This window comes from Pseudomonas sp. PDM14 (genome assembly GCF_014851905.1).
Taxonomy (GTDB): Bacteria; Pseudomonadota; Gammaproteobacteria; order Pseudomonadales; family Pseudomonadaceae; genus Aquipseudomonas.
Genome location: NZ_JACVAQ010000001.1, coordinates 79015 through 103341, shown reverse-complemented (window position 1 = coordinate 103341; position 24327 = coordinate 79015). Strand labels below are relative to the sequence as shown.

Sequence of the window (24327 nt, the reverse complement as noted above, 5' to 3'; positions counted from 1 at the left end):
ATGGGGGCTCTGACGAAAGCTGAGATGGCGGAACGTCTGTATGAAGAGCTGGGCCTGAATAAACGGGAAGCCAAGGAATTGGTGGAGCTGTTTTTCGAAGAAATCCGTCACGCGCTGGAAGATAACGAGCAGGTCAAATTGTCCGGTTTCGGAAATTTCGACCTGCGCGACAAGCGTCAGCGTCCCGGACGTAATCCGAAAACAGGCGAAGAAATCCCAATCACGGCTCGCCGTGTCGTCACTTTTCGTCCAGGCCAGAAACTAAAGGCCAGAGTTGAGGCATATGCTGGAACCAAGTCATAACGACGAGCTACCGCCCATCCCTGGCAAACGTTACTTCACCATCGGTGAGGTAAGCGATCTCTGCGCCGTCAAACCACACGTTTTGCGCTACTGGGAGCAGGAGTTTCCTCAGCTCAATCCGGTTAAGCGTAAAGGTAACCGTCGCTACTACCAGCGCCAGGATGTTCTGATGATTCGTCAGATCCGCGCGCTGCTGTACGAGCAGGGTTTCACCATAGGCGGCGCTAGGCAGCGCATGTCGGGCGATGAAGCCAAGGACGATACAACGCAGTACAAGCAGCTGATCCGGCAGATGATTGCCGAGCTGGAAGATGTGCTCGTGGTGCTACGCAAGTAACCTGCAGAGCAAAAAAACTTTCCATAATTCATATGCTTATTGTATAGTCCGATCCGCTTTCAGCCGTTGGGGAAGCACAGCAACACCAGTCGGGGCGTAGCGCAGCCCGGTAGCGCACTTGCATGGGGTGCAAGGGGTCGAGTGTTCGAATCACTCCGTCCCGACCAAAAAACCCTAGAAAATCCAGCCACTTAGCGGTGGCTGGATTTTTTTATGCCTGATGGATTTTGAATGTCTCTGAATTTTGCCCCACTTTTTGCCCCACCGCTGAAAATGACACGGCGAAAGGGGATAGGGGCGTCAGCTCATCTGCTGCCGGAAATGAAGTCGGCTTAGGGTAGGCGGCTACCGGCCAGAAGCAGTCGCTTAGCAGCTGTTCTTGGTTGACCGCTTCAGCCTGTGAGAGAAGGTTGTGCAGCACCATTGGTGCTGCGACTGGCTCTACTCCTCCGCCCCAACTGCCAGAGCATCACTCCAAAGCCTGTCGAGATCGACGTCCTCGCTGGCAGGCTGCTTACCATCTAGCAGCCGGTCCACCTGGATCACCATCGGTAGCTCAAAAGCAGTACCAGTAACCACACAACACCCTTGCGAGAGCCCTGGGATGAGGCTACGAGACAAAGAATCCAGCGTAGAAATAGTGTTGTCGACCAAATATAGGTCGCGGTCATTCACCAAACGGTGAATGAAGAAATTATGTAGCTGCGAGACGATGGTGGGTGATATGTCCGCCGGGCGCTGGCTAGCGATGGTGATGAACATCCCGAACTTACGCCCCTCCTTGACGATCTCTTCGAACTGCTCGAGCCGATAATCCTTCCAGGTCTCACTTTCTCTCGCAGACTGGTCGGACAGAATGTTGTGCGCCTCGTCGACGATGAGATGGATGGTTAGGTTGGGTGGATTGGCGACTGTAGCCTTGTGACTGTTGTAGTAGTGCTTCGCGAACAGTAGAGGCAGAACCTTTTTAATCTCGTTGTTGCAACGGCGCATTGAGATGACCGTGAGCAGGCGCTCATCTGGTGCCACATCCGAAACAGACAACACTTTGCGCAGGTTGGCGAGTGAAGACTCGACGCGCTTCAGAAGTGGCTGAATATGCTCAAACTGAACGTATCCGGCGTTCAGATCTGAGATCAGCTGCAAGTTGACGCGCAGCACAAGCTGGTCGAACTCATCGAGACCTGCGGCGTCCAGCGTTTCTACGATTGGAGCGATATCCGCCGCGTACTGTGCGCCATCGGTACCTATGAACCTCCCATCGTAAGTGAAGCGCCCGCCAACCCGGTGCCAGGCTACGTCTGCCAGCATGTCCTGCACCTGCTGGTTTCTCATGAGCCGCGAGACGGTGCGCATCAAATCCAGCGTCGCCGTCTTGACCTCTCCGGCGCAGAACGACGTGTGGAACATCAGCTTCGCATAATTCGCGAGTGAGCCAGGAATAGCTCTATAGCGTTCCCAACCTGCGATGACACGGTTGAGGAAAGGTCTTTGCGTGTTCGGGGTAGCCTGAAAGAGCAGAGCCATAGTATCGAGCTGCCAGAACTCCTGCGTTGCCAGCGGAAACCGAGAAGCAGGATCGTTCAGGTCTGGAGCGGTAAGCGTGGACAACTGGTAGACGGTTTTGTGATCCGCAGCAGCGAGCTGCTCGCCACCGTACTCACCATTAAAATCCAAGATGATGAAACGGCTCTTACCTGTAATGAGAGGCAGCTTTTGATCGAAAAGAACAGTGTAGAGCTTTGCCAGAGTATTCGACTTGCCGCTTCCGGTATTGCCGAAGATGCCGATATGGCTATTGAATAGTCGCTTCCACGGCAACCCAACCGCGATTTCCTCTTTCAGCATGGTCCCAATTCTGAAATCGCTGTCCGCCTGGCGGTCGAAGATGGACCTGATTTTCTCCTCGGGAAGCAGGTAAGCCGCATCCTGGATCATCGGCAGATACTTGATGCCCTGAGTGAAGCCAGAACGGTCGAAGTATCCAATCGGCCTAGCCTCTACCTTCCGCACGAATGTCTGCCGGCCGTCATGCATCTCAGTGCGGCTTTCGTCCAGATACTCGCCCTCGACGACGCAGATGATGTCGCGGAAGCCGCGCTGGATGGACAGGTATTCGCGGATTGAGACTCCCTTGTATTTCTCTCCTTCATAGAACAGGGTTTCCTTGCTCGACTGTTCGTCGATCTTCAGAACCAATTTCGTTCCATGGACGGCGATCACCTCGCCAACGCGAATACTCATATCAGGTTCTCGGGGTCTGCATCGGCCGCAGGAGGAGCTGCTGGAGCTATGGCGGTAACCGGTGCAGGAGAGGTAGCCTCCGGCCAAGCTAATACCTGCTCATTGAATGCGGTGAAGTCCATCACCCCACCCTGCAGCATCAGGCACTTGACGTTACGGTTTCCCTTGAACTTGTCCTTCATTTCGGCGTGCCCTGACTCGCTGTAGCAACAAACAAATACCTGCAGACCCGGATTGGAAAGAGAGCGCATCACGAGGTTGAGGATGTGCTCGTCGGCAAACGAGAATCCGAAGGTGATGAGCACGGCGTTGGGCTTCTCGAGCTCATAACTGAGAAGCCGCAGCATTTGATAGTAATGCTCCTCGTAGACCGTCTCGTGGAACTTCCACTTAGTCGGGTTGACGATGGGAATTTGCTCATACTTCTCCCAGAACGCCTTCAATTCTTCATCGGAAAAATCTGTGGCCGGGACATCGGCAAGCGTCGATGTGGGGTTATTAAGCGCCGCCGAAAATGGTTGCAACAACGCCATAGCGTCAGCATCCAGCAGACCCTCTCGGCTAGATAAGTCGTAACCAACCTGAATCGCGGCGTCCAACTTGCTCCAGTAGACCGACCCATGCAAATGGATCAGATTGATTTGAGGGATGCTGCTCTGATGGCGGCCGAAGACACCGGCCTGGCAAAGGTAAGACCCAAAATTTCGGGCCTGTAGGATGCGCCGCGTGAATCCTCGCGCACCGTCATTTAGCACGAAGTCAGTGTGGCCCTCCTTGATAAGCGCGTCAGCCACGAGCGGGAAGCAACCGTCATAGTTCGTCGTGAACACATTGCAACGACGGTCCAGCGCTTTGCGGCGCTTTACCATTTCGAGTGCTGTCGTTAGGAAGGTGCGGTAGTTCTTGATAACCGTGGCGCCTGCTTCTCCGGCCACCGCCTGTTCCAGGCTAAGTTGCTCGGCAGGACGGATACAGCTGGCGTAGTAGTGCATAAACAGTGGGATGAGGCGCCGGTCGCCCTCGCGCTCAAATCTGGTGGCTAGATCTTCCAGGGTGTAGCGCGAGTTGCCCTCACCAGTCTGGACCTGTAGTTGAAGGGTCGGGAGCAGGCCGAACGATGCTCCCGATCCGAAGAGGAAGTTGATGTCTTGGTTGTAGATGTCGCCGATAGAAATCACTGGCTGTCCTCCCTGGCTGCGCAGAATGACGCAAGGAGACGATACATCTCGCAGTGGGCAGAGTGCCACCACGGGAGGCCATGAATGACTATGGCGCGAAAGGCAGCGACCTCTGTCAGGCTGACATTAACCGTTAAGCTCGAACGACAGGTTTTGGCCGATTCTGTTGAAAAAGTCGGTCCCCCAGAGAGCTGCTGCTCCGCAGAGCAAAAACACTCGTTTTGGGCGTTGCTACGAAAAAATCAATACAGTCCGCCCTCTGAGCGAATCAGATTTCAACGTCGCCCGCGCTCTTTCGTGGGCAAGAATCGCGGTGGGCCTTTTTCAACAGAATCGGCCGCTTTGTGCCTGTCGCATTCGGCAAGAGTCGGCCATAGCGGTCGCACCTGAAACATTCCATAGCCAATCCAAACGGGCTATTGCGCGTCTGTAGACTGCGTTTGGCTGAGAAACTGAACTAGCGCTGCAGGATGACGGCGTAGAACCGCTCGGCGATGTCGGGTACCTCGACGTACAGCTGCAAGGAGCCGCTGTGCAGTTCGTTCTGCACCACCACGGCCGGCAAGCATCGCCATGTCGCCGCAATCTCGGGCCAGCAGACGCTTGACTGGCAATACAAATCCAGATTTTTGAGTTTTATCTAGCGTTTTTCGGTGTAAGCCACGGATTTCTGAGGTTGTTTTCCTGCCCATGGCTTGATTTAACTCTATAATCCTAGATGTTAAATACAGATCTATGGTTTAAGACTCAAGATAATGAATTTAGGTCTTATCAAGCCGGAAGAAGTCGTCAAGCTGCTCTGCGCGCGTTTACGCCAAGAGCGCTTGGCTCAGCAGATGACGCAGGCCGAGGTGGCTGCCCGTGCTGGTATCGGGGTTGGCACTCTGTCCAATCTAGAGGCGGGGCGCAGCGTGGCATTCGACAGCGTGATTCGGGTGGCCATGGTATTGGGGCGTCTTAACGAGCTGGAGCAGTTGTTCATGCCGCGATTGGACAGCCTGGACGACATTCTCCGTTATGAGCAGGGCGCTCAGCGTCAGCGCGTCAAAAGGAGGTCCGACAATGCCTAAGCGAGTCGACGTCTACTACGATGGCTGGGGGGAGCATTGGCGCTGGGGTTCGCTCGTATCTTCGACCGCGCTCACCGGTCGTCCGCTGATTGCCTTTGAGTACAGCGAAGAGGCATTGGAGCGGGGGTTGGAGCTGTCGGCCCTGCGACTACCCCTGAAGGGGCCAAGACTGCGTAAGGACTTTCCCGATCATCAGCTATGGCTACCGGGGCCGGTCTATGACTCGTTGCCTGACGGTTGGGGCATGCTGCTGATGGATCGTCTGTTCAAGCGCCGTGGTCTCAACCCGGCACACATCGGTCCTTTGGAGCGTCTGGCTTACATCGGTCCCCATGCCATGGGGGCAATGTCGTTCGAACCTGTGGCACCGGAGTTGTCCGCATCGCCCGGAGAGATTGCCCTTGAGAAGCTGGCTGCGGAAGTCCAGGACGTGCTCAAAGGTGAGGGTGGTGAGTTCCTGCAGCAACTGCTGCTGATGGGCGGCTCGCCACACGGCGCGCGGCCAAAGGCTTTGCTCTATCGTGATGCTGAGCACGGCCGCTTCAGTACGGCGGCGGCACCTGGTCTGGAAGCCTGGTTGGTCAAGTTTCCTGCGGCAGGTGAGCATCCCGAGGTATGTGCCATCGAGGCCGTTTACGCGCAGTGCCTGCGCGATTGCGCTATCGACACCCCGGATACCGAATACTTTGAATTACCGAGTGGGCAGGCCGCTTTTGCTACCCGCAGATTCGACCGGCAAGAGGGCATGCGTGTCCCCATGCAAAGCCTCGCTGCTTTTACCGGCGCGGACTTCCGTGCACCTGGTGCGTTGGATTACACCAATTTCTTGCGGGCGACCCAGTTCTGCTGCAATGACGTACGGGAGAAGGCGATCGCTTTCGAGCGGATCGTGTTTAACGTGGTTTTTAACAATCGCGACGATCACCCCAAGAATTTTGCTTATCTCATGTCATCGAGCGGCCAATGGAAGTTGGCTCCGGCTTACGACGTGACCTTCTGCGAAGGGCCTGGCGGGTATCACCAGATGGACGTAATGGGCGAGGCGTTTCGCATCACACGTAAGCATCTACTCAAGCTTGCAGTCGAAGAAGCGGAACTATCAGCGAAGAGGGCTGCCGACATCATTGAACGGATCTGCCATGTAGCCAGCGGTTTTGCGGAAAGTGCTAGGCGCCAGTTCTCCAGTGGTATAACCCGGGACACCTTGCGCGCGATTCAGGCTCGAATCAACGACAACATTGCGCTCCTGAATTAGATCTGAAAGCGTTGTTATTCTGAGAATTAATGATTCGGGTGGCTAATTTCCTGATTAAGCTACTCAAACTGCACATGCTGCTCGCTTGTGCTTGACTTGTATTTTGGTTCGATGGTTGCTTAAGGCTTTGTTGGAAGTTGATTTTGTAGGGATTCAACTATTTCTCGAATAATTTCGATGCTTTTTCTCTGGATGAGTGCTGTTCTTTCTAAGGCTTCAAATTTAGCTTGATTTGATGTCAGGGTTTGGACGTATACAAGAGGCTCTCCTAGTTTTGCTCTCATTATATTTGGAATGGTATCAAGTAGGGGCGTGGTTATGCTTTTGTCGAAGTCCTCTGCTGGCGTATAGGTCTGTCCTTGGAATATATATTCAATCATTACTTCAATAGTGTTTTTTAGTGAATGCTTTCCTTTAATTGATAATAATTTGTCCAGTGCGTCGGATGAGATGTCGGTGATTAGTTTTTTGTCTTTGGTTTTCTGGCGATTCAGGCGCGAGGATTGACGCCCTTTTATAATTTTAAATTTCTCTTCTGTTGTCCCCTCCATAAAGCTGAAGATGCCTGGGAGAAGTTCTTCTTCGTATCTTTTGAGTGCTCCTTCTAGATTGATTTTATCTGTTTTATTTATTTTTTTGTTTTTCAGCTTATCTTTTATTGTTTTTATTTGTTCCAGGTTTTTCCTGACATTGCATGTTTCGGCTAGCCATTGAAGAAAGCTTTCATCTCTTTTTGTTTCTCGCTCTATCCAGGATTTTATTTTCTCTGTTTTGATCATTTTACTTTCCTCATGCATTCATGGCGGCGTTGGGTACTGCGCACAAAAAGGGAGGTCTGGGGGGTGTTTGTAAATGCAAATAGTTTGCATTGATCGCCTATGTTTAGACTATCACGCGTGATATGGTCGTGATAGGTATGGGGCCCAAAAATGGGAGTAAGCCATTTTGCGAGCATTTGATTCCACACTGACGGGTGTTTTTTCCAGTATGAGGGGTGTGCCGCCCAGGGCACGTTATCTAGCATGCTGGATGCAGCGGGAAGGCCTTATCGATTCGAGGGGTAAGGTATGGCAAGGGACGGTGAGCGGGTTGGCTGATGCTGTTGGGTATAGCGATGGAGGTGTCAGCAGTAGTTTGAAAAAGCTCGTAGACATGGGATTTCTTCTAGAGTCCCGCTCTGTCAGCGGGCGATCGGTTAAAAGCTATCGAGCCGGCCCCAAGATGGAATTCAGGCAGGAGGGAGATAGGGTTCTGCAGGTTCTGGAGGGACAGGAGCGGTGCTTTCAGGTGTTGTCGGCTCCTGAGCGCTGCTTGCTCGCTCAACTCTGGCTAACTCTCTTGGAGAGTGGTCCTTCGTCGGCTGGGTTGGATAAATCTAAAGCATGCGTTGTAACTGGCATGGGGATTGTGGCGCTTGCAAAGGCTGCAGGGGTTGGAAGGTCAACTGCACAAAGGTTGCTTGCTAGCCTGCACAAAAAGTCATTTATCGTAGCTTCGACATCAGAATTTACAGCCGATGGCGTGCCTGACATGACCAAGACGTATTTCTTGTTGGGGCCTGCGATGCTGGAGGGGGCGGCAGCAGTGTTCCGCTGGCGGCTTGATTTAGGCGAAATGTTGGACTGGCTAGCAGATGAGGTTGAAGGCTACAGCGTTAATCATCTACTAGCTGAAGTATATGATGGAAAGGGTTCTGCCGAGCTTGCCGCAAGCCTCCAAGTCCTGAATGACCCTGCACGTAGGTATTACATTTTAGTGTGCCTGTGCGCCGCAGTGAGCAACGGATTCTTCTGGGGAAGGAAGGGGCGTGAAACAGGGGCTCTCTCCCATATCGAGGCGGCCATACTTAGGGCTATGAGTTTGCCGGTAACAGGTCCGAAGGCATGGCATTTTGGTATTGAGAACAGGGATCCAAGAGAGCATGACGTGGGTGCGAAGCTGTATGGGTTCGTAGCAGTGTGGGCTGGTGTTCTACTTGATAAAGTCGCTGCAGCCTTCCCAAGGCCTCCACAGGTTGATATGCAGTTTGACACATCGCCTTCTTACATGAGTGTTCGTCACACGGGGGAGGCAGGGGGTGGACTTCAAGTAGTTGCTGTTTTCTTTAATGCGGATTATGGAAATAACTTCAGAGTAAAAGTTGGGGGCTGGCATGCTCATTTCGGTATGCCCATGCCAGAGATTGTCGGGAGTGGTAAGTGATCTGTCTGTGTCAATGTTGGTTGGCTAGGTAATATTTATAAGTAGTTATTAGGAGTAATACTCCACAGGTAAGACTGTTCTTGTGAGACTTATCACAAGGACACCCTCCATGTTCAAGGTACCTCCGAGTAACTCCATCGAATGGCTAGGTCTGCCCATCCTGGTGGAGCTTGATCAATCACACCTTTACTATCTGCAGCGTATCCATGACTTGCTTATGGGATGCCTAGAAGAGCATCCCAGGTGGACTGTCATTCGTGTCGACCTACGCAGTTCACGGGGTTGCTGCATTCCTGAAAACGCGATCACACGTTTCATCGGGTCTCTGAAGGCTCAGCTCAAGCATGCCCAGCAGGTTAAGAAATCTGCTGGTAGGCGAGGCTATGACCCTATGGTGCGGTACGTCTGGGTGCGTGAATTGAACCAAGGTGATCAGCCACATTTCCATGTGGCCATACTGCTCAATCATGACGCCTATTTCTCGCTGGGGAATTACGGTCGCTTGAGTGATCCGGATCGGGATTACGACGAGATGCTATCTGGGCGTATCTACAAGGCTTGGGGTGTTGCGTTGGGGATCAGCTGGAGGCAAGCGCAGGCCGCGGTTCACTTCCCGGAGCGTCCGGTTTCTGCGTTGATGCGCCGTGGGCCGCTATCAAACCTCCAGCTCTATGGCGTTTTCTACCGGCTCAGCTATTTCGCTAAGCAGCAGACTAAACGATACGGTGAGGGCGGGAGGAGCTTCGGCATGAGTCAGGTCAGCCGCATTCAAGCTTCACAGGACTGAGCCATCTCATGGGACAAGCTAATGGAGTTTCGATCATGAAACTGATTCGACTGAAAGAAGTAATGCGGGTAACGGGGCTGGCTCGATCAACGGTCTACAAGTACATCGCGGAGGAATCCTTCCCCAAACCCGTCTCCTTGGGGGAGCGGTGTGTTGGTTGGGTGGACGATGAGGTGCAGGATTGGATCATGGCCAGAGTCGAAGAACGCAATGTGGCTCAGGGCGCAGCAGTGAAGTCTGGTCGCCTGAGTCTGGCGTGCTAGGTGCCCCCCATGTACATGACCCGTAGATGGTTGGTCATGGCGTTTCTACATAGCCATCATGGGCGTAGAGCCAACTGTAGCCGTTACTACGTTGCCTCAGTCAGCTCAGGTTAGGGGCATTCAGTGTCGGCAGTTTGGCTATCGGCAGCTGGCGACATGGACGTCGATTATGAAGAGATCCCTCGGGCATAGCCTCGTAAATATGTGGTTTGACGCAAAAAAAATCCCTCAGGAGGTTGAGGGATTTCGCAGGCCGTAGCACTCGCATCTCGTGACGCACGCTTAATGCGCCATGAGGCTTTCGAGCGTTATTGGCTCTTTACGACGATCACATAAACAATCCAGGCCAGTATGGGGTCGATGATCATTCCAAGAATGAACCATACCCAGAATGATCTTCCGCTCCCTTTGGCGGCTAGACCAAGTACCACGGCCAAGGTGATCCAAACTATGGCTATCAGCATTTACTGCACTCCGTTTTTAAGTGATGCCGATGTTTTGTTCATCTGCATTGATTGGGCATTTCGCCTTGGCAAATGAGGCCAACGCCTAGACCTTTCTGTGCGGTGAGAGACCTTCGGTATTGGGGCCCCATCTGCGGGTAGTTGGGGGCGGGTGTTTCTCATTGATCGAGCAATTTGAGGTGAATAGCAACCTTTAAGGTTGAGTCTCGGTTCTTTGAGTCCTTCATGTCAACAGGTTGTGACACGACCATCTGGGGTGACTGGAGGGTGTGATGTCAAAGACCGAATCGACAAGACTGGCTGATGTAGTGGGGCGGGCGATTGCACGGCAGCGCCTGCAATCTGGACTCAGCCAGGAGCAGGTTGCCGAGCGACTGGGGATAGGCAGCGAAGCGGTGTCGCGAATAGAGCGTGGGGTGGTGATGCCCAACATCGAGCGACTGGTTGAGCTGGCCGGTGTCTTCGGCTGCGAAACCGCTGAACTCCTGACAGAAGCGAGTGATCGTCCAGAGGATCAGGCGCGTCGTCTCCACGCTTTGCTTTCCTCCCTGGGCGGAGACGACAGGCAGCTGGTGATGGAGGTTGTAGAGCGTTTGGTTGAAAGGTTGGCACGCAGTTGAGCTAAGGGCTGGATTGGGGCGCATCGAACAGTGCTCCGCAGCGCAAGCAAAGATTCGTGTGCCCCATGAACTGATACCTCTGCATGTTCTGAATCCAGGTGTTGATACCCTCCCAGTCAGACGAGACTGCTGATGTTCCGCCAGTGATCATATTCAGCACTTGCGCCAGTGGCTGAGAGGCTGATGGGCTGGCGTTGATAGCAGCTTGCTGAGCGCCCTTGATGAAGCTCTCCGTGATTCCGAGCATGCGTGCAATGGCGCTTGCAGCGTCTCGGGTCAGAACTGCCGAGGAGTTGCATATCAAGCATTCCATGGTGGTTCCCTCACAAGTAGCCAGACTCGGCTAGTGATACGCAGCCTTCTTTGCCGACCACGACATGGTCGAGCGTTCGTACGCCAACCAGGTTCAGCGCCTCCTGCAGTTTGTGTGTCAGGTTACGGTCCGCATGGCTTGGCTCGGGATCACCTGAAGGGTGGTTGTGGACCAGGATGATCGCCGCCGCGTTGTGAGCCAGTGCCATCTTGACCACCTCTCTCGGGTAAACGCTTGCGCCGTCCAGGGTGCCCCGGAACAGTTCGTGAAAAGTGATCACCCGATTCTTGCTGTCGAGAAGAAGCAGGGCAAAGACCTCGTGCTCGTAATCGGCCAGCAGTGCCTGCAGATGGATAAAAACCTCCCGTGGAGCAGTGAGTGCCCGCCCCCGACGAAGACGTTGATTGGCGAGTTGCCGAGCCATCAGCAGGATGTCAGCTTCGGTGACAGGCGATTCAACCAGGTATGTGCCGGTTGGCTCACTGGCCTTCAGTTTGTGCAGTTTCATGATGGTGTCCTTGGTTCTGAGGAGATGGGGCGCAGAGCCGTTGAGCCTGTGATTCCAACTTCTCGCTCAAGCTGGTTTTCGGTGCGGCTTGGCAGGTGTCGGCAGGGCTGCTGCTGTCGCTGGGGTAGAACTCCTCGACGATGGCGCCCGCGTCTTCCTCACTGTCTTCGAAGGCGCCATTGGCAAAGCCTCGACGCGCGGCGTCATCCAGCGCAGCCTGGTCGAAGCCAGCTGCTTGTCGTTGTGCATCGAGCTCATGGGTCGCCTGCAGCGTTTGGGTCATGTCCATGCTGTGGCGTACTGTCAGGTCAGCGTAAAAGATCGGTGTGCCATGGCTTTGGCGAGTGGACTTGCCCCGCAGGCGCAGCTCCAGCGGTAGGCAGGCCAGGCGATTGCCCGAGATGGCCTGGAAGTAATGCAGCCGAGCGGCGAGGGTGCGGATGCTGTTGAAGCCGGTGGTACGGAAGACGAAGCTGCCCAGCGGATCCTCGTCCCCAATCACCACGTTGAGTCGGCCATAGGGCTTGCACGCTCCGCCCTTGGCCAAGGAGCAGGCATCGGGTGAAGGGCAGGGCAGGGACTGCATGCCATCCTGGGTGACTCGCTTGCAGGTATCACCGTTGCCGACACACAACGGACGCCCAGATTGCCGATCGAACAGGGTGTAGTCGGCGCGGAAATTTAGCTCTGGTTCGTTGAACAACAGGCGTATGGGGATGCTGCGTAGCTTGTCGCCATCGCTTTGGCGCAGCTCATCATTCAGTGGGTGCAGGAGCCAGCCATCCTTGCCCTGCACCTGAGAGGTGATGGTGAACTGATCATCCTTTTCCGGCAGACGCTTGCCGTTCTTCTCGATGACCTTGCCGATGGAAATCCGCCCGAGTACCGGCGGGGTGATAGCCAGACCTTTGAGCATGGTGGTTCTCCTGGAAATAAAAAAGGCCAGCCACGCAGTGCGAACTGCATGGACTGGCCAAGGGGGAAGGGCGTCAGAGGGTGAAGGGAGTCAACCGACGAGAAAGCGCCGTGCTCCGGTTTTCAACAGCGGGTACTTGGCCTGCAGGTATGGCTTGTCCTTGAGCAGTTGGGCGACATCGAGCCCTACGCTGTCCTTGGCCTTGCGCCAACTGACATAGCCATTGGAGAACTCCGCCCGGCTGGCGTCGCCCATGGCCTGCTGCAGCATCTGCTTGAGTTCGGCCTCGCGCTTTTCCTTATCAGCAATCGACTGCCGAACGGCTTTCAACTCGATATAGGCCGCGGTCAGGCCAGCATGCTGGCTGAGGTCGACGGTCTGCCCGCTGTCCTCTGGGTAGAGGCAGCGCAGGGCGGCTTCAGCGGAGGCCGTACCATCGGCTGGCGGTGGCGTGTCGCTTTCCACGTAATGCCAGAACTGGCGCTCCAACTCGATCAGGCGAGCGATCATCTGCTCGTCCCGCTCGATGCGATGGATCTCCAGCGTCTGGCCACCCAGCAGCACCGCCACATCAGCAGCTTGCTTGCCAGTAACGGCGAGTTGGTGCATCACCTGGAGCTGTACATACTCCGGTACACCCTCTTTCCAGAGGCGTGCGCCATTTATGCCGGCGGTCTTGCATTCGAGGATCTGCACATCGTCAGCGCCGATCACTTCGCGGTCGATGTTGGCCAGCATCCAGGGCAACTCGGAGTGCTGCAATACGGCATTGATCCGCCGTACCTTGTGCTTCGTGCGCTTGCTGTAGTGCCAGGCCACGATGGGCTCCAGGACGTTGCCCCAGTACATCGGGCTCTCCTCATCCTGAGGGTCGGCCTTGGGCATGCCAGCATCGCGCCCGGTCTTTTCCAGCCACAGCTCCAACTGCGACTTGTACGGGTTCAGGCCGACTGCCGCGGCAGCATCGGAGCTGCCGATGCCTTGCTTGCGAATCGCCAGCCAGTCCTCGCGAGGTAGCTCCTTGGTGCTCACCAGACGCAGAGCAGGGCGGGACTTGCGGGTGTTGCCGTTCAATGAAGTGGCTTTCATGTGCATACCTCACAGACATAAAAAAGCCCGGTCAGCGCGAAGCTGACCGGGCGTGGTTTTAGGGGGTAAGAGGCGGGTGCTTTTAGATAACTTTGCCGTTGTAAACGACGGTGGTTGCCCCTTCTTTCTTGATGCTTAGCTTGTTGCCTTCAGCAAAGGCTTCGACGGTTTCCGAGCAGCCATCAATGCTGGCCTTGCCATCGACAATTTCACTCTTGGTGTCGTAGCTAAAGACGTATGTCGTTGCCGGGCAGGAGTTGCCGCTTTCTCCGGTTGAGACAACCAGGACGAATTTGTCTGGACCAAATGCATAGGCCTTTTCGATCTTGACATAGCCGGTGGCTTCGGGGTCCTGCACAACCGACTCCATGAGGTTGACCACCCCAGCTCTGGATTGGTAGTTGAGTGCAGTGCCGAGATCCATGTAGGCGATGCTGAAGGGGCCCGCTGCGTCGTCCGAAATCAGTAGCGCCTCATAGGCAATGCTGGGGGCTGCTGGTGCAAGTAACTCAGGTTTTGTAGCTGCGGCTGGCTGTGATGTAGGGGACATGCACTGTCCGCTTTCGCAGATGCGGTCACCTTTGCAATCCGTATCCTTGGTGCACATTGCCGGAGGTTGATTTGTCTGTGCGGTTTCTTCTTTGGGTTTGTCGCATCCGCTGATGGCGAGTGCGAGTAACGCAACGATAGCTATCTGTTTCAACGTGAAGATCCTTCTAGATGGTGCTGTGCGATTATTGACGAACTCCGGTCCGAGGTCGAATAGCCACCCAGCCCGCTTGGGCTGGGTAGGCTTCAGGGCAGTAGTTAGGCTGCCAACCTCAGCGCAGAATCCAACGCGCGTTGCTTGATTTGCGCACCCTGACCGAACCAGGCCGAGTCCATGCGGTACTCGTTGCTGCGGGCACGGCGCTCGTGGTCGACGTACTCGGTCACAGCGTTGAGCAGTCCCCAGGCGGTACCTCTTGCAGAGTCCAGCTGACTGCCTCGGCCACGTCCGTCATACAGTTCTTGGACCTTGCGCAGGGCGCGCTCGTTGGGCAACTGCTCGGGAAGTTGTCCGGTAGGGCTGGTCTCACACATCACGTTCATAAAGAAGCCCAACGCTTCATGCCACTGCACCTTGCGCTCAGAGAGCGCGCGCATGCGGTACATGAAGTCATCCCATTGCGAGACGGCAATACCGAGTTGCTTCTTCACTGCCGTTGGATCGAAGCGGGTGTTGTGCGGCACCTTGATCGCTCGGCTGGTGCCGTCCAAGGCGATGGTCAGTGTGTTATTGCAGACCACGCGCACTGTGGTCGGCGTTGCGGTGGTAGCCAGGGTTCCGTCGCAGGAGGTGGCCAGTAGTAGGTAGCCGTTGACCTGGTCGTTACCCTTGAGCGCCGCACCTTGGCCGGTACGGGCCAATGCCCAGAATTTGCGCCCGCCCTTGAGTACACCAGCAGTTTCCAACTCGTAGCCGGAGACCTCGGTGAGGTCACGATAAAACTCCAGCACCTCGCGCGGTTGGACGGTGTGATAGCGGCTGGAGACCACGGACAGCGGCACCTTGGTATCCGAACGGAACAGTACCTTCTGCTCGGGGAACGAATGGATGGTGCCCAGATGGCCGATGGCATCCGATTTAAAGTGCACGGGGCTTTCAAGGATCTGCCAGTCCATACCGGCTTCGCGTTGCCAAACTTCAATGGGCTGTTGCTGGGTAAGTTGATTGCCGAGGCCGTGCCACGGAGTGGCTCCGGCATAAGCCATGGTTTCGATGAGATGAGCCATAGAAACTCCTTGCCAGGTTTCTGGCGGGCGCATCGAGTCCCGGTTTTAGTACCGAGTAATAGCGCCTGGAAAACGTGAGTGAGATGAGGCGTGAGGGGCAAAGAGCTCTAACTATCGGCCGCCGAAAACACATGACCGCAGGCTTGGCACTCGAAGTTGTCGAGTACGCGGGCATCGATTTCTTCACCCATGCGGGCTCCGGCGAGACTGCCAACGGCACTGCCTGCCAGGCCGCCAAGAATCGCGCCAGCCAAGCCACCCAGAGCAGCGCCAAATGGTCCAGCTACGGCACCTATGGCTGCTCCGCTTTGCGCTCCGCTCACTGCGCTAGCCGCGCCTGTTGCGGCTCCGCCGACAGCGCCAATGGATCCGCCAAGTTTGCGAGCGATATTGCGGGTTGTGATGTGCCCGGAGCGACATGCTGGGCAATAGATTGACATTGTTCAGACTCCTGTTCGAAGGAAAGGGGCTGAAGCGGGCGATACCTGTCCCTCTTCCCTTCAGTGATCTAGGTCTGAAATTTTCTTCAATCGACTGATCACCTTTTCCTCTTGGGGGCCTACTAGCTGCAAGAGCGCGGCATAACGGCCTCGCCTGAGGTTCGACTCGCTTCTCAGTGTTAAAATCCAACATGCCCCGGAAGCAGTAAGGAAGCACTGGTGCTCGAAGCCGATAAGCGCTGTCAGGAGTATTTTCAGGGGCAGTACGCACAGTACTGCCGGCACTACAGTGCCGCAGATGCACTCAATGAGTGTCTGCACGATTTTCTGGATCAGCGGCCACAGGGAAAGTACTCGTCGCGCAATCGTGCTGCCGGTCTTGTCGCTGCTCATTTCTGGTGGGCGCAAGACAGCGTCGCTGGAGCTGAGTTGGTCAGCCAAGCGATAGCACGCGTGCTGCATTTCGACGATGTGATGAGCACGGAGCTGCTGGATCATTTGGCTGCCCATCATGCAGACCAATTGCGCTGGGCCATCCGCTACGCAAAGCTCTTCACTCGCGTTGACTCTCAGCTCTGGCGTCATCTCCAAGAGACACTCTCTAGCGCTGAGTGGATGGAGTTTTTTGGAGTTTGTAGGCGCCTTTTGCAACAACTGGAGCCGTTCGACGAGGCGATCGTGCAGGCTGAGAGAAGACTCAAATCGCTTTCCCTGCTCGAGTTGCTCTCTTATCTCAGTGTGCTGGCCTACAGGCGCTTGGCAGAGGTTGACACTGAGATTGCAAGCCGCGATTGGAGCGTTTATGAGCGGGTCATTTTGCGCAGGTTGGAAGCAAGCGGGGAGTCTGATTTCCGGCTCTCCGAGGAGGTGCTTGGTCGCTCGCTAAGGCGCCATCTGTCCCCCATGTTGTTTCCTCAGCCTGGCGAGGGACGTGAATGTCTAACCAATCTGGAGACTGTCGCCGATCTGGTTGCAGCGATGCGCGAACGCATTGATTACGAAGGGTCCATTGATTGGTTTTGCTTCGACGAGGAGTGCTTGTATCAGCTCAAGCCTGGGCAATCGGTCATCTTCAACAAGACTGATGAAGGTACCCTGCGCTGGCAGCGCACAGAGCGTAAGAGTCAGTTGCTCTGGTGCTATTGGATGCGGCGTGCGGTTGATCTGTTTGCCGCCTCGGGTCGTGCTGGACAGATTATTGGCAGTCCTGAAAACCACGAAGCCAATCAGCTCGCTTACATCAAAGCCATGCGTAGCCAACTTTACTTGCAAGTGGTCTTCGGTATCGGCGAGCAGGTCAGGCTGAACAATGGAGCGGAGGTTCAGCTCAAGCACGCCATGCTCGCAAGTGAGCTCACCATGGCGTTTTTCGAGCAGGCATACCTGCAGCCCTATCATCAGTATCTGGCTGAGCTCAGTTCGCCGCTGGCAGCGCTTGGGCGGCTTGCCTTTGATGGGCTGTTACAGGGGGAGAATCGTTTTCCCATGACATGGTCGGAGCAGCCTGCAAAAGTTCAGAGGATCCGAGGCTGGACGGTCAGCGATAAGCACCCTTCAGGTGACGTTGAGGCCGCTAAAGCAATTTTGCAGTTCTGGACCAGTGACCTGCAGGCACTATCTGCTCAGATCAAGCAAACACCCAACATTCCAACCCCCCGCTTGTACGAACGCCCCTTCTACAAGATTGGTCGTTTTAGCTTTCAGTTTCCTTGGGTTGCCGGTCGGCAGAATAGCCTGACGGCCGCGGTGAATAATTTGCGGCGCGTTGAGGGGCGTCGGGCGGAGCTGCGTAGCGAAACAGAAAGAGTTGAGCACGAGCTGGCTGATTCGCTCAGGCGCCGAGGATTCACTGCCCTGGTGGGCTTCCAACCGCCAGAAAGTGACGAGTTGGATGCCGGAGAGGTTGATGTGTTGGCGCATCTAGACGGTGTGCTGCTTTTGCTTGAGGTGAAGTCGGGATTTATCCGCTCATCACGCCATGAGGTCTGGTTGCACCGAACCAATACCTTGCGCAAGGCTGCTAGGCAGTTGAAGCGTAAGCAGCCGGCAGTACTGCGGGCATTGCAAATGGATCCTGATTTACGTTCCCGCTTGGGGATCGCCGAGTTCGATAGCATCCAGGCCCTGCATGCTTGGGTTGTCGATACATCGATTGAACTTGATGGTGAGGCTATTGATGGCTTTCGTGTTGTCTCAAGGGAGGTGATGGAGGTCGCGTTGCGTGATGAACGGCACTACCTGGGGCCTTTTGACCAAGAGGAAGAGCCTGGCTCTCTTTATCCCTATGGATTCAGCGCTCAGGCATTTATGCAGGTTATTGAGGGTAACGAGATCTGGCAGGGTGTGCTTTAACGGAATCACACGGAGCTTCGGCACCGTTGTACGGGGTTAAAGGTGGCCGGCGTAACGCCGGCCACCTAGTTCAGTTGTGCAGACAGAGCTCCACGATTTTTTGAAGGATCGAAGTCTTGGCCGACTCCCGAAGCTTCACTATGTCGAAGGTGAACGTAGAGAAGAACATCTCACCCAGCGGGTGGCTCAAGACGGGAACCTTCACTCCGGAGTCGTTCGTGATTACTACGTTGTAGACGAGGCTCTGTTTCGGGATGGTGTTGTTGGCCGCTTTGTTAGACGCAACAAAGAACCAGGCCCCTTCAGTACCGTTATCCTGGATGAAGATGCTATGGCGCTGTTTCTGCCTGGTTGGCGTGAGGTAGTACGGGAGGGCAGATATTTGGATGCCGACCTCTCGTGACGGAGGCATGCCGTTGTCCTGACGCTCCTGGTTGTCGAACAGGGTGTTCCCGATGATCGAGGGTATCCGATCGGTTCTGTAAGCGCTTAGCCAAGCGTTTGTTTCTTTGTCTCGGATCAGGAACGCCCCGTCCCAAATGACATCGAAGGGCTTCGCATCGCCTTTACCGAGAGTGCTACTGAGCGTCTTGAATTCGTAGTTGAACTCCCCCTTGGAGGCATCGTCGTATCGGCGTGATTGCTCAATTGCGATTGTCTCGCCGGCAACGGATACATCCAGAACCTGGATATAAACGTTTTCCTTCCAGTCCCTCCGGCAACTCATCAGCTCTAGGGACATTGTGGGCAGCGTTGCTTCGTTGATGGTTACGGCTTTGTCCTTGTGGATTGCCTCTTTCAGGGCCAGCTCCTGCAGGGACTTTTCGACTGCCGCCTCAGATGGCAGCTTGGTGGCGACTACGTTGAACCCCTGGCAGATGCTACCGATAGACTGGGCGAAGCGATGTAGCTTCACCGATGTGTAGTAGTCGAACTCTGTTGTGGGATTGCGTTGCTTGGCAGCAAGAGCCTGCCAGAAGGAGTTGAAGGGCTCGTCGATGGAGGTGTCAAAGATGCTGGATCCGTTCTTGCTCCCCCCAACGGTTTTGACCTTCTCACTAAGGACCAGATAGTTCGTTGTGCCCACATTCAGTTGTGTGGGGTCTGGAAGGGAGTCGGCGGTCAGTACTTTTGATGCTCCAAACCTGTCGACGAGCTCGCTGATGAAGCCAAGTCGGGCCTCATCACTTGAATCGCTCGTGACAGTGTCGAGCAGCCAAAGTGGGTTGGACATGGTCGGAAGCCCTTCCAAGAAGGCTTTGACCTGGTGAGTGGCTTCGTACACGACAGGGATAAATTCAACCCCTGAGAGATTCAGTAAGCGCTCAATTCGATTGATACAGTCGGTTTGATGGTAGTTGATGCTGTTTTCATAGCGATCGAAGGCCTTGGCATTTTCATTGTTCGTGGCGAAGGCCATGTAGTTGCGATCACTGTTCGTTGTCGCGCTGAACCGGCGGGTGCGCTCGAATCGCTTGCCGGCCCAGTCGAACATGAGCTCGCCGCTGTCTGTGATCGATCGGCTGATGGCGTCCTGTGTGGAGGAGCATTCCATGACCACTCGATTGAGCTTAATGGCGAGTTCCTGTTCTTTGGAGAAGAACAGGTCGTACGCCAGTGCATCGAAGACAAATTTGCCGTCCTTGGATGTGCGGCTCAGCATCAGCCCAATGTACAGGTCAGCATTGAACTCGACCGGGGCAATTTCGTAGTGCTTGTCCACGTCCATGAGGAACGAGAGTTTGAGTTTCAGGTCCAGCAGGGCCTGAATCGCGTAGAGAGGATTCAGCGAGTGCTTAGCGATGACCTCACGGACTTGGCCTGGCTCAGGGGGGAGGGCGCTCAGATATAGGAAACCGAAAGCTCCCTTTCTCGCGTTGAATTTGCTGTAGTGCACTTTGGTGGAAGCAGGAAGGCCAAGCTTCTGGCGGATGAAGTCCTTGATGGTCGCATCAACGCGCTGGTAGTACCTTTCCGTCCTCTCGTCGGAGTTACGGGTTACCTCAACCACGGCTGCTTGAATATGCCCAACCCCTTCGGTGGGGGCCGACAAGCGATCAATGATGGTCTCCAGGTCACCGGGTAGCTTCAGCATGTTGGTGCGGGCCTTGGCGGCTGTTCCTGGTTCCAGGACATTGAAAAGGGTCATTCCGCGCTCCTTAGCAGCTGTTCCAGAGTAGGGTTGATCATCAAGCGGTCATCGACTTTAAAGATGCGGTTCTTGTCCTTGGTAGGGACGTAGCTAGTGATCGTCTTGAAAGCGTTTAGGAAGTGGATTGACTCCCCGAAATTGAACTCGCGCTCGGCATTTAGATCGTTGTGGTTGGGTTGCGTGTTGACATAGAGGAACCGTGGGGTCAGGTTCAGTGCTCCACACAGCTCATACATGTCCTGCCTTTTTTTCTCCGCTCTGTGAAGGGTTTTGAGGGATTGCTCGTGGTTGTCCAGGGTGCCCGACCATCGTTTCACGTCGATGCAGATGATGGTGTCATCAACATGGATATAGGTGTCGTAGTACTCGTACACCGCGGGCCCTAGAAGATCGATCAACTGATCCAGGTTCAGTGGTTTGATCCCCAATGCAGAGAGCACCTTTGAGAAGATGAATTCCCCCATGTTCCCCTTCAGGAGCGGGATGAGGGCCGGGTTAGGTAGGTGTACATCAACCCCATCGCTGGCCATGTTGCACGCTAGATTAACGATGCCAGGCCCTGAGTCAGTGTCTTTTCCGTCGGTGCGCACGTAGTCAGGAACCAGCCATTTACCGGGCTGATAGACAGCTTGCCCATGAAGCAGGTCGGTGAGGTGGTAGAAGCTTTCCGATGTCGTGCAGACGGTGACTCGATCTGTTACCTGCCTCGGAAGGTAAAAGGCACTAATGACTTCTTGGTAGTAGTTGGAGGCTTTTACAAGAGGAGAGGCCAGGAGCTTGCGAACGTACTTTTCAGGGGCGGTGATGCTCTCGGGTGACCTGAGCAGCTCATTGAGCTCAATGGCATCCCGGTTGCCTTCACGCGCGCTGCTGAGAATCTTGTTTCGGAATGCCCCGCTGAAGAAGTTTTCGATGTCTTCAGCAGCGGCGGCTACGTTGGCGGTGAACTGCTCGCGTTCTACTTCGGATGGGAAGCAGCGTTTCTCCGCTTGTTCCAAGCAGAACTGCATGAGCCTGTGATTCAGTAGCGAAAGGCTGTTGATGAGAAGGTCGTTACCTTCACGGCGAAGCCGGCTATACCTCACCACCAAGTCGTCGATGACGTCACTCGGTAGGAAGATTTCGGTGTGGAGATAGCTATCCCGTCTTTCAACGCGACCTACAGCCTGGATGATGGCCTTGAGCACTGCTAGATCATGCTCGTGGTTCAGGATGCGGCGATTCTTGGGCTGCATCAGGTTTGAGTCGAACTCAGACAAACGAACAGCCTCGTTCTCCCCGGATGAGATGTGTTTCAGCAGGAGAATATGGTTTTTGACGGTGTTGAGGCCGGTGTCCTTCTCGCGGATCGCACTGTAGAAGGGGGTATTGACCAGCACCAGGCGGTCGAAGTCTTGGTGGAAGTTGTCCTCGCTTCGCTCAATGAACAGATTGAGGCCGGTACCAGCGCTGCCATATGCGGAGATCAGACAAATGCGAGTATCTGCATCAACCTTAAGGTACTCGTCGATGTCGACCTCTTTAGCCAACTGGGAGCTGAAGAGGATGACCCTGATCCTGGTTTTGTCCTCAAAAGGTTTCAGCTCGAAAATCTTGTCTTGGTGCTTACGCCGAAAACCCTTCAAGCGCCCCTCAAGGCCCTGTGCCAACAGGGTTCTAAAAAGATCTGCAAAACGGTTGTTCAGGGAGAGAATGAAGGTGTTCTTTCCATCCCAGGCGGCCATGAGCATGGCCTCGATCTGCCGGCGGTAGGCTGACATTCGATACTTGCTTTCACGGTAGCCCTGAGGAAGCAGAGCGTTTGACCAGAATTTGTAAGCACTCTGGAAGGCAGGATCGCTGCGCAGACCGCTGATGTCATCTGCAGAGGTGTTGTAGAAGGGCCTGACTTGCATCGTTCTGGCTTTGGCGCGGGCCTCACGGAGGTCTTCCATTGCACTTACGTCCGCTACAGACCGCTGAATTACTCGTACACCAAGGTTATCGCCAAGCGCTTCCCCATAGCGGCTCAGCATTTTCCTGGAGAAGTTCCCAGAGTAGGAGTCTTTGAAGCCCGTTGTGGCGCTCAGGCACATCGCGCTGTTCTGTGTGCCATACAGGATGCGAAGCAGTTTGACTTCAGGTAGCTCCAGGATCAGGTCGAGGTGGAAGTCGACAAAAATACGGTTCTTCACCGCGTCATTTCCGAAGGGGATCTTGTCCACCTTGACCAGTGAAAACACGATTTTGGGAGCGAAGAAGGTGAAGAACGCATCTACGAAAATCTCGGCGTCTTTGGCACGGTCGAAAATAGATGCGACGTAGGAGCTATGCTGGCGAGACTTCGTGATGAACTCAGAAAGTGGGGCGTTCTGACTGGCATCTTCGCCCAGTGCTAGCAAATGTATTAGCGGGCTGTTCTGAGGGATCTTGGAGCACGCGTACAGGGCGCAAAGCATGACCTGCAAGAAGTCGTACAGAGTAGGGTCCTCACAGCGGCCTCCATCGTTAAAGGACAAGCGGATCTCACTCTTGCCGCAGACAGACCGCATTCGAATCCGCTTGAGGGCATCCTCGTTGTAGAAGCGCCTTGGCGTCATGCTGAAAATGTTGCGTGATAAGGCGAGGATCTGCTCGACATCGCGGTTGTCGATGGTGATGTGGCCGACATTCCCGGAACACATTTGCAGTATGGAGTCCAGGCTGACGCTGGCTTTGCAGTCCTCATCGTAATGTCGGCGGAGATCATTCATCAGCTCAACAGCTTCGTTGAACGCGATGGGCTCCTCCTCGTCAGCGCCATACGTTGTCGAAATCATTTCCATCAGGCGGTGGAGGCCGGCAATAACATGAGGGGGCTTGACCTTCTCGCTGATCAGCTTCTTTTTACCGTCCTCAAAAATCCGGTCGTAGCTGTCGTGCTCCTCGTCGATGACGAGGTTGAAGGTGATTCCGTTCAGCTGGAAATAGTTGGCCTCGTCGGGGAGGAAGAAGTCACTCTTCAGGTACGCAATTTGCTCATCATGGCTCAGGCTGCAGGCTGCCCCAATCGGGGCGGCGGCGTCCTCGTTCGCATCAGTTGGGCTGCGCTTAGCTCCGAGAATTTCGTCAAAACCCAGCTTCTTGATATTGGGTTCTTTCTTGTTGTCTAAATATCCGATGAACGCGCGTTTCAGGAATCGGGCGGTGGTGGCAACGAAGATGGTGGGTCCCACCTTGGCCCGCTCGAACGGTAGAACGTGATCGATGATTTGGATCTTGGCCCGATCACGGTCGTCTTTGGCGCGCTGAAAACGCTCGTGGATGGTCTGGAACTCAAAACCAATCTTCTCCCGGATTACAGCCTTGGCTAAGTCTTGCAACGCATAGAGCAGCCGGCTTTTAGCGGCATCAATCCGACGCTCAAGGTCGGCTTCTCGCAGGTAGTCGGTGACACCTGACTTCAGGAATCGAGTCTGCTCAGACTCAGTGAGCTTGAGTCCACTAATCGCGCTATGCAGTTCACCAATAGTCTCGCGGTAGTACTCAGCTTTGAGAGCCCTCGTCCAGCCGACGTATAGATCTTCATTGCAAACACCCGATACCCAGCCGACAAAATTGAGGTCGGATAAGTCCTGTTCCGCCAGGAAGCTGAGGATACTGACGCCCCGAGCGGCCGCCTTCTCCTGGGTTGCCTTAGAGACGTCTATCTGTGCCTTGTGCGGGGTGATAAAGAACAGGTTGCGGTGGCCACCACGTTCGCCACGCATTGCCGCGTGCTCGATGAACTGGTCGAATACGTTGTAGGACTTCCCGAAGCCAGTGCCGTCGTTTGCGAAACTTACCGACGGGTTAGGCTTGGCGTGCCCATTGAAAAACGGCGCCAGCCTGGCCCGGTGCGAATTTATCTCGTCGCTAAGCGCAGCACTGACCGCCCCCTTCTGCGGAGATGGGATGTCAGTGAACAAGTCGTCTTTGTGCAAGCGGGATGTTTCCGGAGGGCGGCTATCGCCCTTGGTGTCCCTGGGTTTCTTCGGCATGGCGGCAGTCCTGTGCTTATCGATGCGTACGGTGTTGCTTTGAATTAGTTAGTGCATTGG

20 protein-coding genes and 1 tRNA gene are annotated in these 24327 nt (G+C 54.8%); 11 read left to right on the top strand and 10 right to left on the bottom strand.

What is annotated here, in order from left to right:
* From ihfA to IB229_RS00360, 3 genes are all read left to right on the top strand, one after another.
* Positions 1–303, top strand: a complete 303-nt coding sequence (ihfA, locus tag IB229_RS00370; RefSeq protein ID WP_002553164.1) for an integration host factor subunit alpha — start codon at positions 1–3, stop codon at positions 301–303.
* Positions 284–640 (top strand): MerR family transcriptional regulator, encoded by a 357-nt coding sequence (locus IB229_RS00365; RefSeq protein ID WP_192323815.1) that lies wholly within the window; start codon positions 284–286, stop codon positions 638–640. Before ihfA ends, IB229_RS00365 begins: the two co-directional genes overlap by 20 nt.
* A gap of 90 nt (positions 641–730) precedes the next feature.
* Positions 731–807, top strand: a tRNA-Pro gene (locus IB229_RS00360).
* Between the two features lie 274 nt (positions 808–1081).
* Here IB229_RS00360 and IB229_RS00355 read toward each other — a convergent pair.
* Complete coding sequence (locus IB229_RS00355) at positions 1082–2884, bottom strand: ATP-binding protein (RefSeq protein ID WP_192323813.1); 1803 nt, start codon at positions 2882–2884, stop codon at positions 1082–1084.
* Positions 2881–4062, bottom strand: coding sequence for an SIR2 family protein (locus IB229_RS00350; RefSeq protein ID WP_192323812.1), 1182 nt, complete (start codon positions 4060–4062; stop codon positions 2881–2883). The genes IB229_RS00355 and IB229_RS00350 overlap by 4 nt, the downstream gene beginning before the upstream one ends.
* 752 nt (positions 4063–4814) lie before the next feature.
* Between IB229_RS00350 and IB229_RS00340 the strand changes: the two genes are divergently transcribed.
* Complete coding sequence (locus tag IB229_RS00340; RefSeq protein ID WP_192329156.1) at positions 4815–5132, top strand: helix-turn-helix domain-containing protein; 318 nt, start codon at positions 4815–4817, stop codon at positions 5130–5132.
* A complete protein-coding gene (locus tag IB229_RS00335; protein ID WP_192323810.1) occupies positions 5125–6387 on the top strand; it encodes a type II toxin-antitoxin system HipA family toxin in 1263 nt (420 codons plus the stop codon). The genes IB229_RS00340 and IB229_RS00335 overlap by 8 nt, the downstream gene beginning before the upstream one ends.
* A 119-nt stretch (positions 6388–6506) precedes the next feature.
* On the opposite strand, the gene IB229_RS00330 is transcribed toward IB229_RS00335, so the two are convergent.
* On the bottom strand, positions 6507–7166 hold the full coding sequence (locus IB229_RS00330; RefSeq protein WP_192323808.1) for a hypothetical protein: 660 nt from the start codon (positions 7164–7166) through the stop codon (positions 6507–6509).
* Between the two features lie 355 nt (positions 7167–7521).
* Between IB229_RS00330 and IB229_RS00325 the strand changes: the two genes are divergently transcribed.
* The 4 genes from IB229_RS00325 to IB229_RS00310 all read left to right on the top strand — a co-directional run bounded on the left by IB229_RS00325 (position 7522) and on the right by IB229_RS00310 (position 10723).
* A complete protein-coding gene (locus tag IB229_RS00325) occupies positions 7522–8589 on the top strand; it encodes a hypothetical protein (RefSeq protein ID WP_192323806.1) in 1068 nt (355 codons plus the stop codon).
* A 109-nt stretch (positions 8590–8698) separates the two neighbouring features.
* Positions 8699–9376 carry an inovirus Gp2 family protein gene (locus IB229_RS00320; protein ID WP_192323804.1) on the top strand — a complete coding sequence of 226 codons (678 nt, stop codon included), beginning with the start codon at positions 8699–8701 and terminating at the stop codon, positions 9374–9376.
* Positions 9377–9411: 35 nt separating this feature from the next.
* Positions 9412–9639, top strand: coding sequence for a helix-turn-helix transcriptional regulator (locus tag IB229_RS00315; RefSeq protein ID WP_192323802.1), 228 nt, complete (start codon positions 9412–9414; stop codon positions 9637–9639).
* A 736-nt stretch (positions 9640–10375) separates the two neighbouring features.
* Positions 10376–10723, top strand: a complete 348-nt coding sequence (locus IB229_RS00310) for a helix-turn-helix domain-containing protein (RefSeq protein ID WP_192323800.1) — start codon at positions 10376–10378, stop codon at positions 10721–10723.
* A gap of 323 nt (positions 10724–11046) precedes the next feature.
* Here IB229_RS00310 and radC read toward each other — a convergent pair whose 3' ends face one another.
* The 5 genes from radC to IB229_RS00285 all read right to left on the bottom strand — a co-directional run bounded on the left by radC (position 11047) and on the right by IB229_RS00285 (position 15325).
* Entirely contained in the window at positions 11047–11544 is a 498-nt protein-coding gene (radC, locus tag IB229_RS00305; protein WP_192323798.1) for a RadC family protein, read from the bottom strand.
* Positions 11516–12460: a hydrolase or metal-binding protein gene (locus IB229_RS00300; protein WP_192323796.1), complete on the bottom strand. Its 945-nt coding sequence runs from the start codon at positions 12458–12460 to the stop codon at positions 11516–11518. Before IB229_RS00300 ends, radC begins: the two co-directional genes overlap by 29 nt.
* 90 nt (positions 12461–12550) lie before the next feature.
* A complete protein-coding gene (locus tag IB229_RS00295) occupies positions 12551–13549 on the bottom strand; it encodes a YqaJ viral recombinase family protein (RefSeq protein ID WP_187806429.1) in 999 nt (332 codons plus the stop codon).
* Positions 13550–13631: 82 nt separating this feature from the next.
* The gene (locus IB229_RS00290) at positions 13632–14252 is read right to left on the bottom strand and encodes a hypothetical protein (protein ID WP_192323794.1); all 621 of its coding nucleotides are present in this window, start codon (positions 14250–14252) and stop codon (positions 13632–13634) included.
* 104 nt (positions 14253–14356) lie between these two features.
* Positions 14357–15325 carry a DUF932 domain-containing protein gene (locus IB229_RS00285; protein ID WP_192323792.1) on the bottom strand — a complete coding sequence of 323 codons (969 nt, stop codon included), beginning with the start codon at positions 15323–15325 and terminating at the stop codon, positions 14357–14359.
* 131 nt (positions 15326–15456) lie between these two features.
* Here IB229_RS00285 and IB229_RS22075 point away from each other — a divergent pair, with 131 nt between their 5' ends.
* Positions 15457–15762 carry a hypothetical protein gene (locus tag IB229_RS22075; protein ID WP_192323791.1) on the top strand — a complete coding sequence of 102 codons (306 nt, stop codon included), beginning with the start codon at positions 15457–15459 and terminating at the stop codon, positions 15760–15762.
* A gap of 222 nt (positions 15763–15984) precedes the next feature.
* Positions 15985–18117 (top strand): NERD domain-containing protein, encoded by a 2133-nt coding sequence (locus IB229_RS00275; RefSeq protein WP_192323789.1) that lies wholly within the window; start codon positions 15985–15987, stop codon positions 18115–18117.
* A gap of 70 nt (positions 18118–18187) precedes the next feature.
* Here IB229_RS00275 and IB229_RS00270 read toward each other — a convergent pair whose 3' ends face one another.
* Both IB229_RS00270 and IB229_RS00265 read right to left on the bottom strand, forming a co-directional pair.
* Positions 18188–20266 carry a hypothetical protein gene (locus IB229_RS00270; RefSeq protein ID WP_192323787.1) on the bottom strand — a complete coding sequence of 693 codons (2079 nt, stop codon included), beginning with the start codon at positions 20264–20266 and terminating at the stop codon, positions 18188–18190.
* Entirely contained in the window at positions 20263–24267 is a 4005-nt protein-coding gene (locus tag IB229_RS00265) for a hypothetical protein (protein WP_192323785.1), read from the bottom strand. The genes IB229_RS00270 and IB229_RS00265 overlap by 4 nt, the downstream gene beginning before the upstream one ends.
* Between the last annotated feature and the right edge of the window lie 60 nt (positions 24268–24327).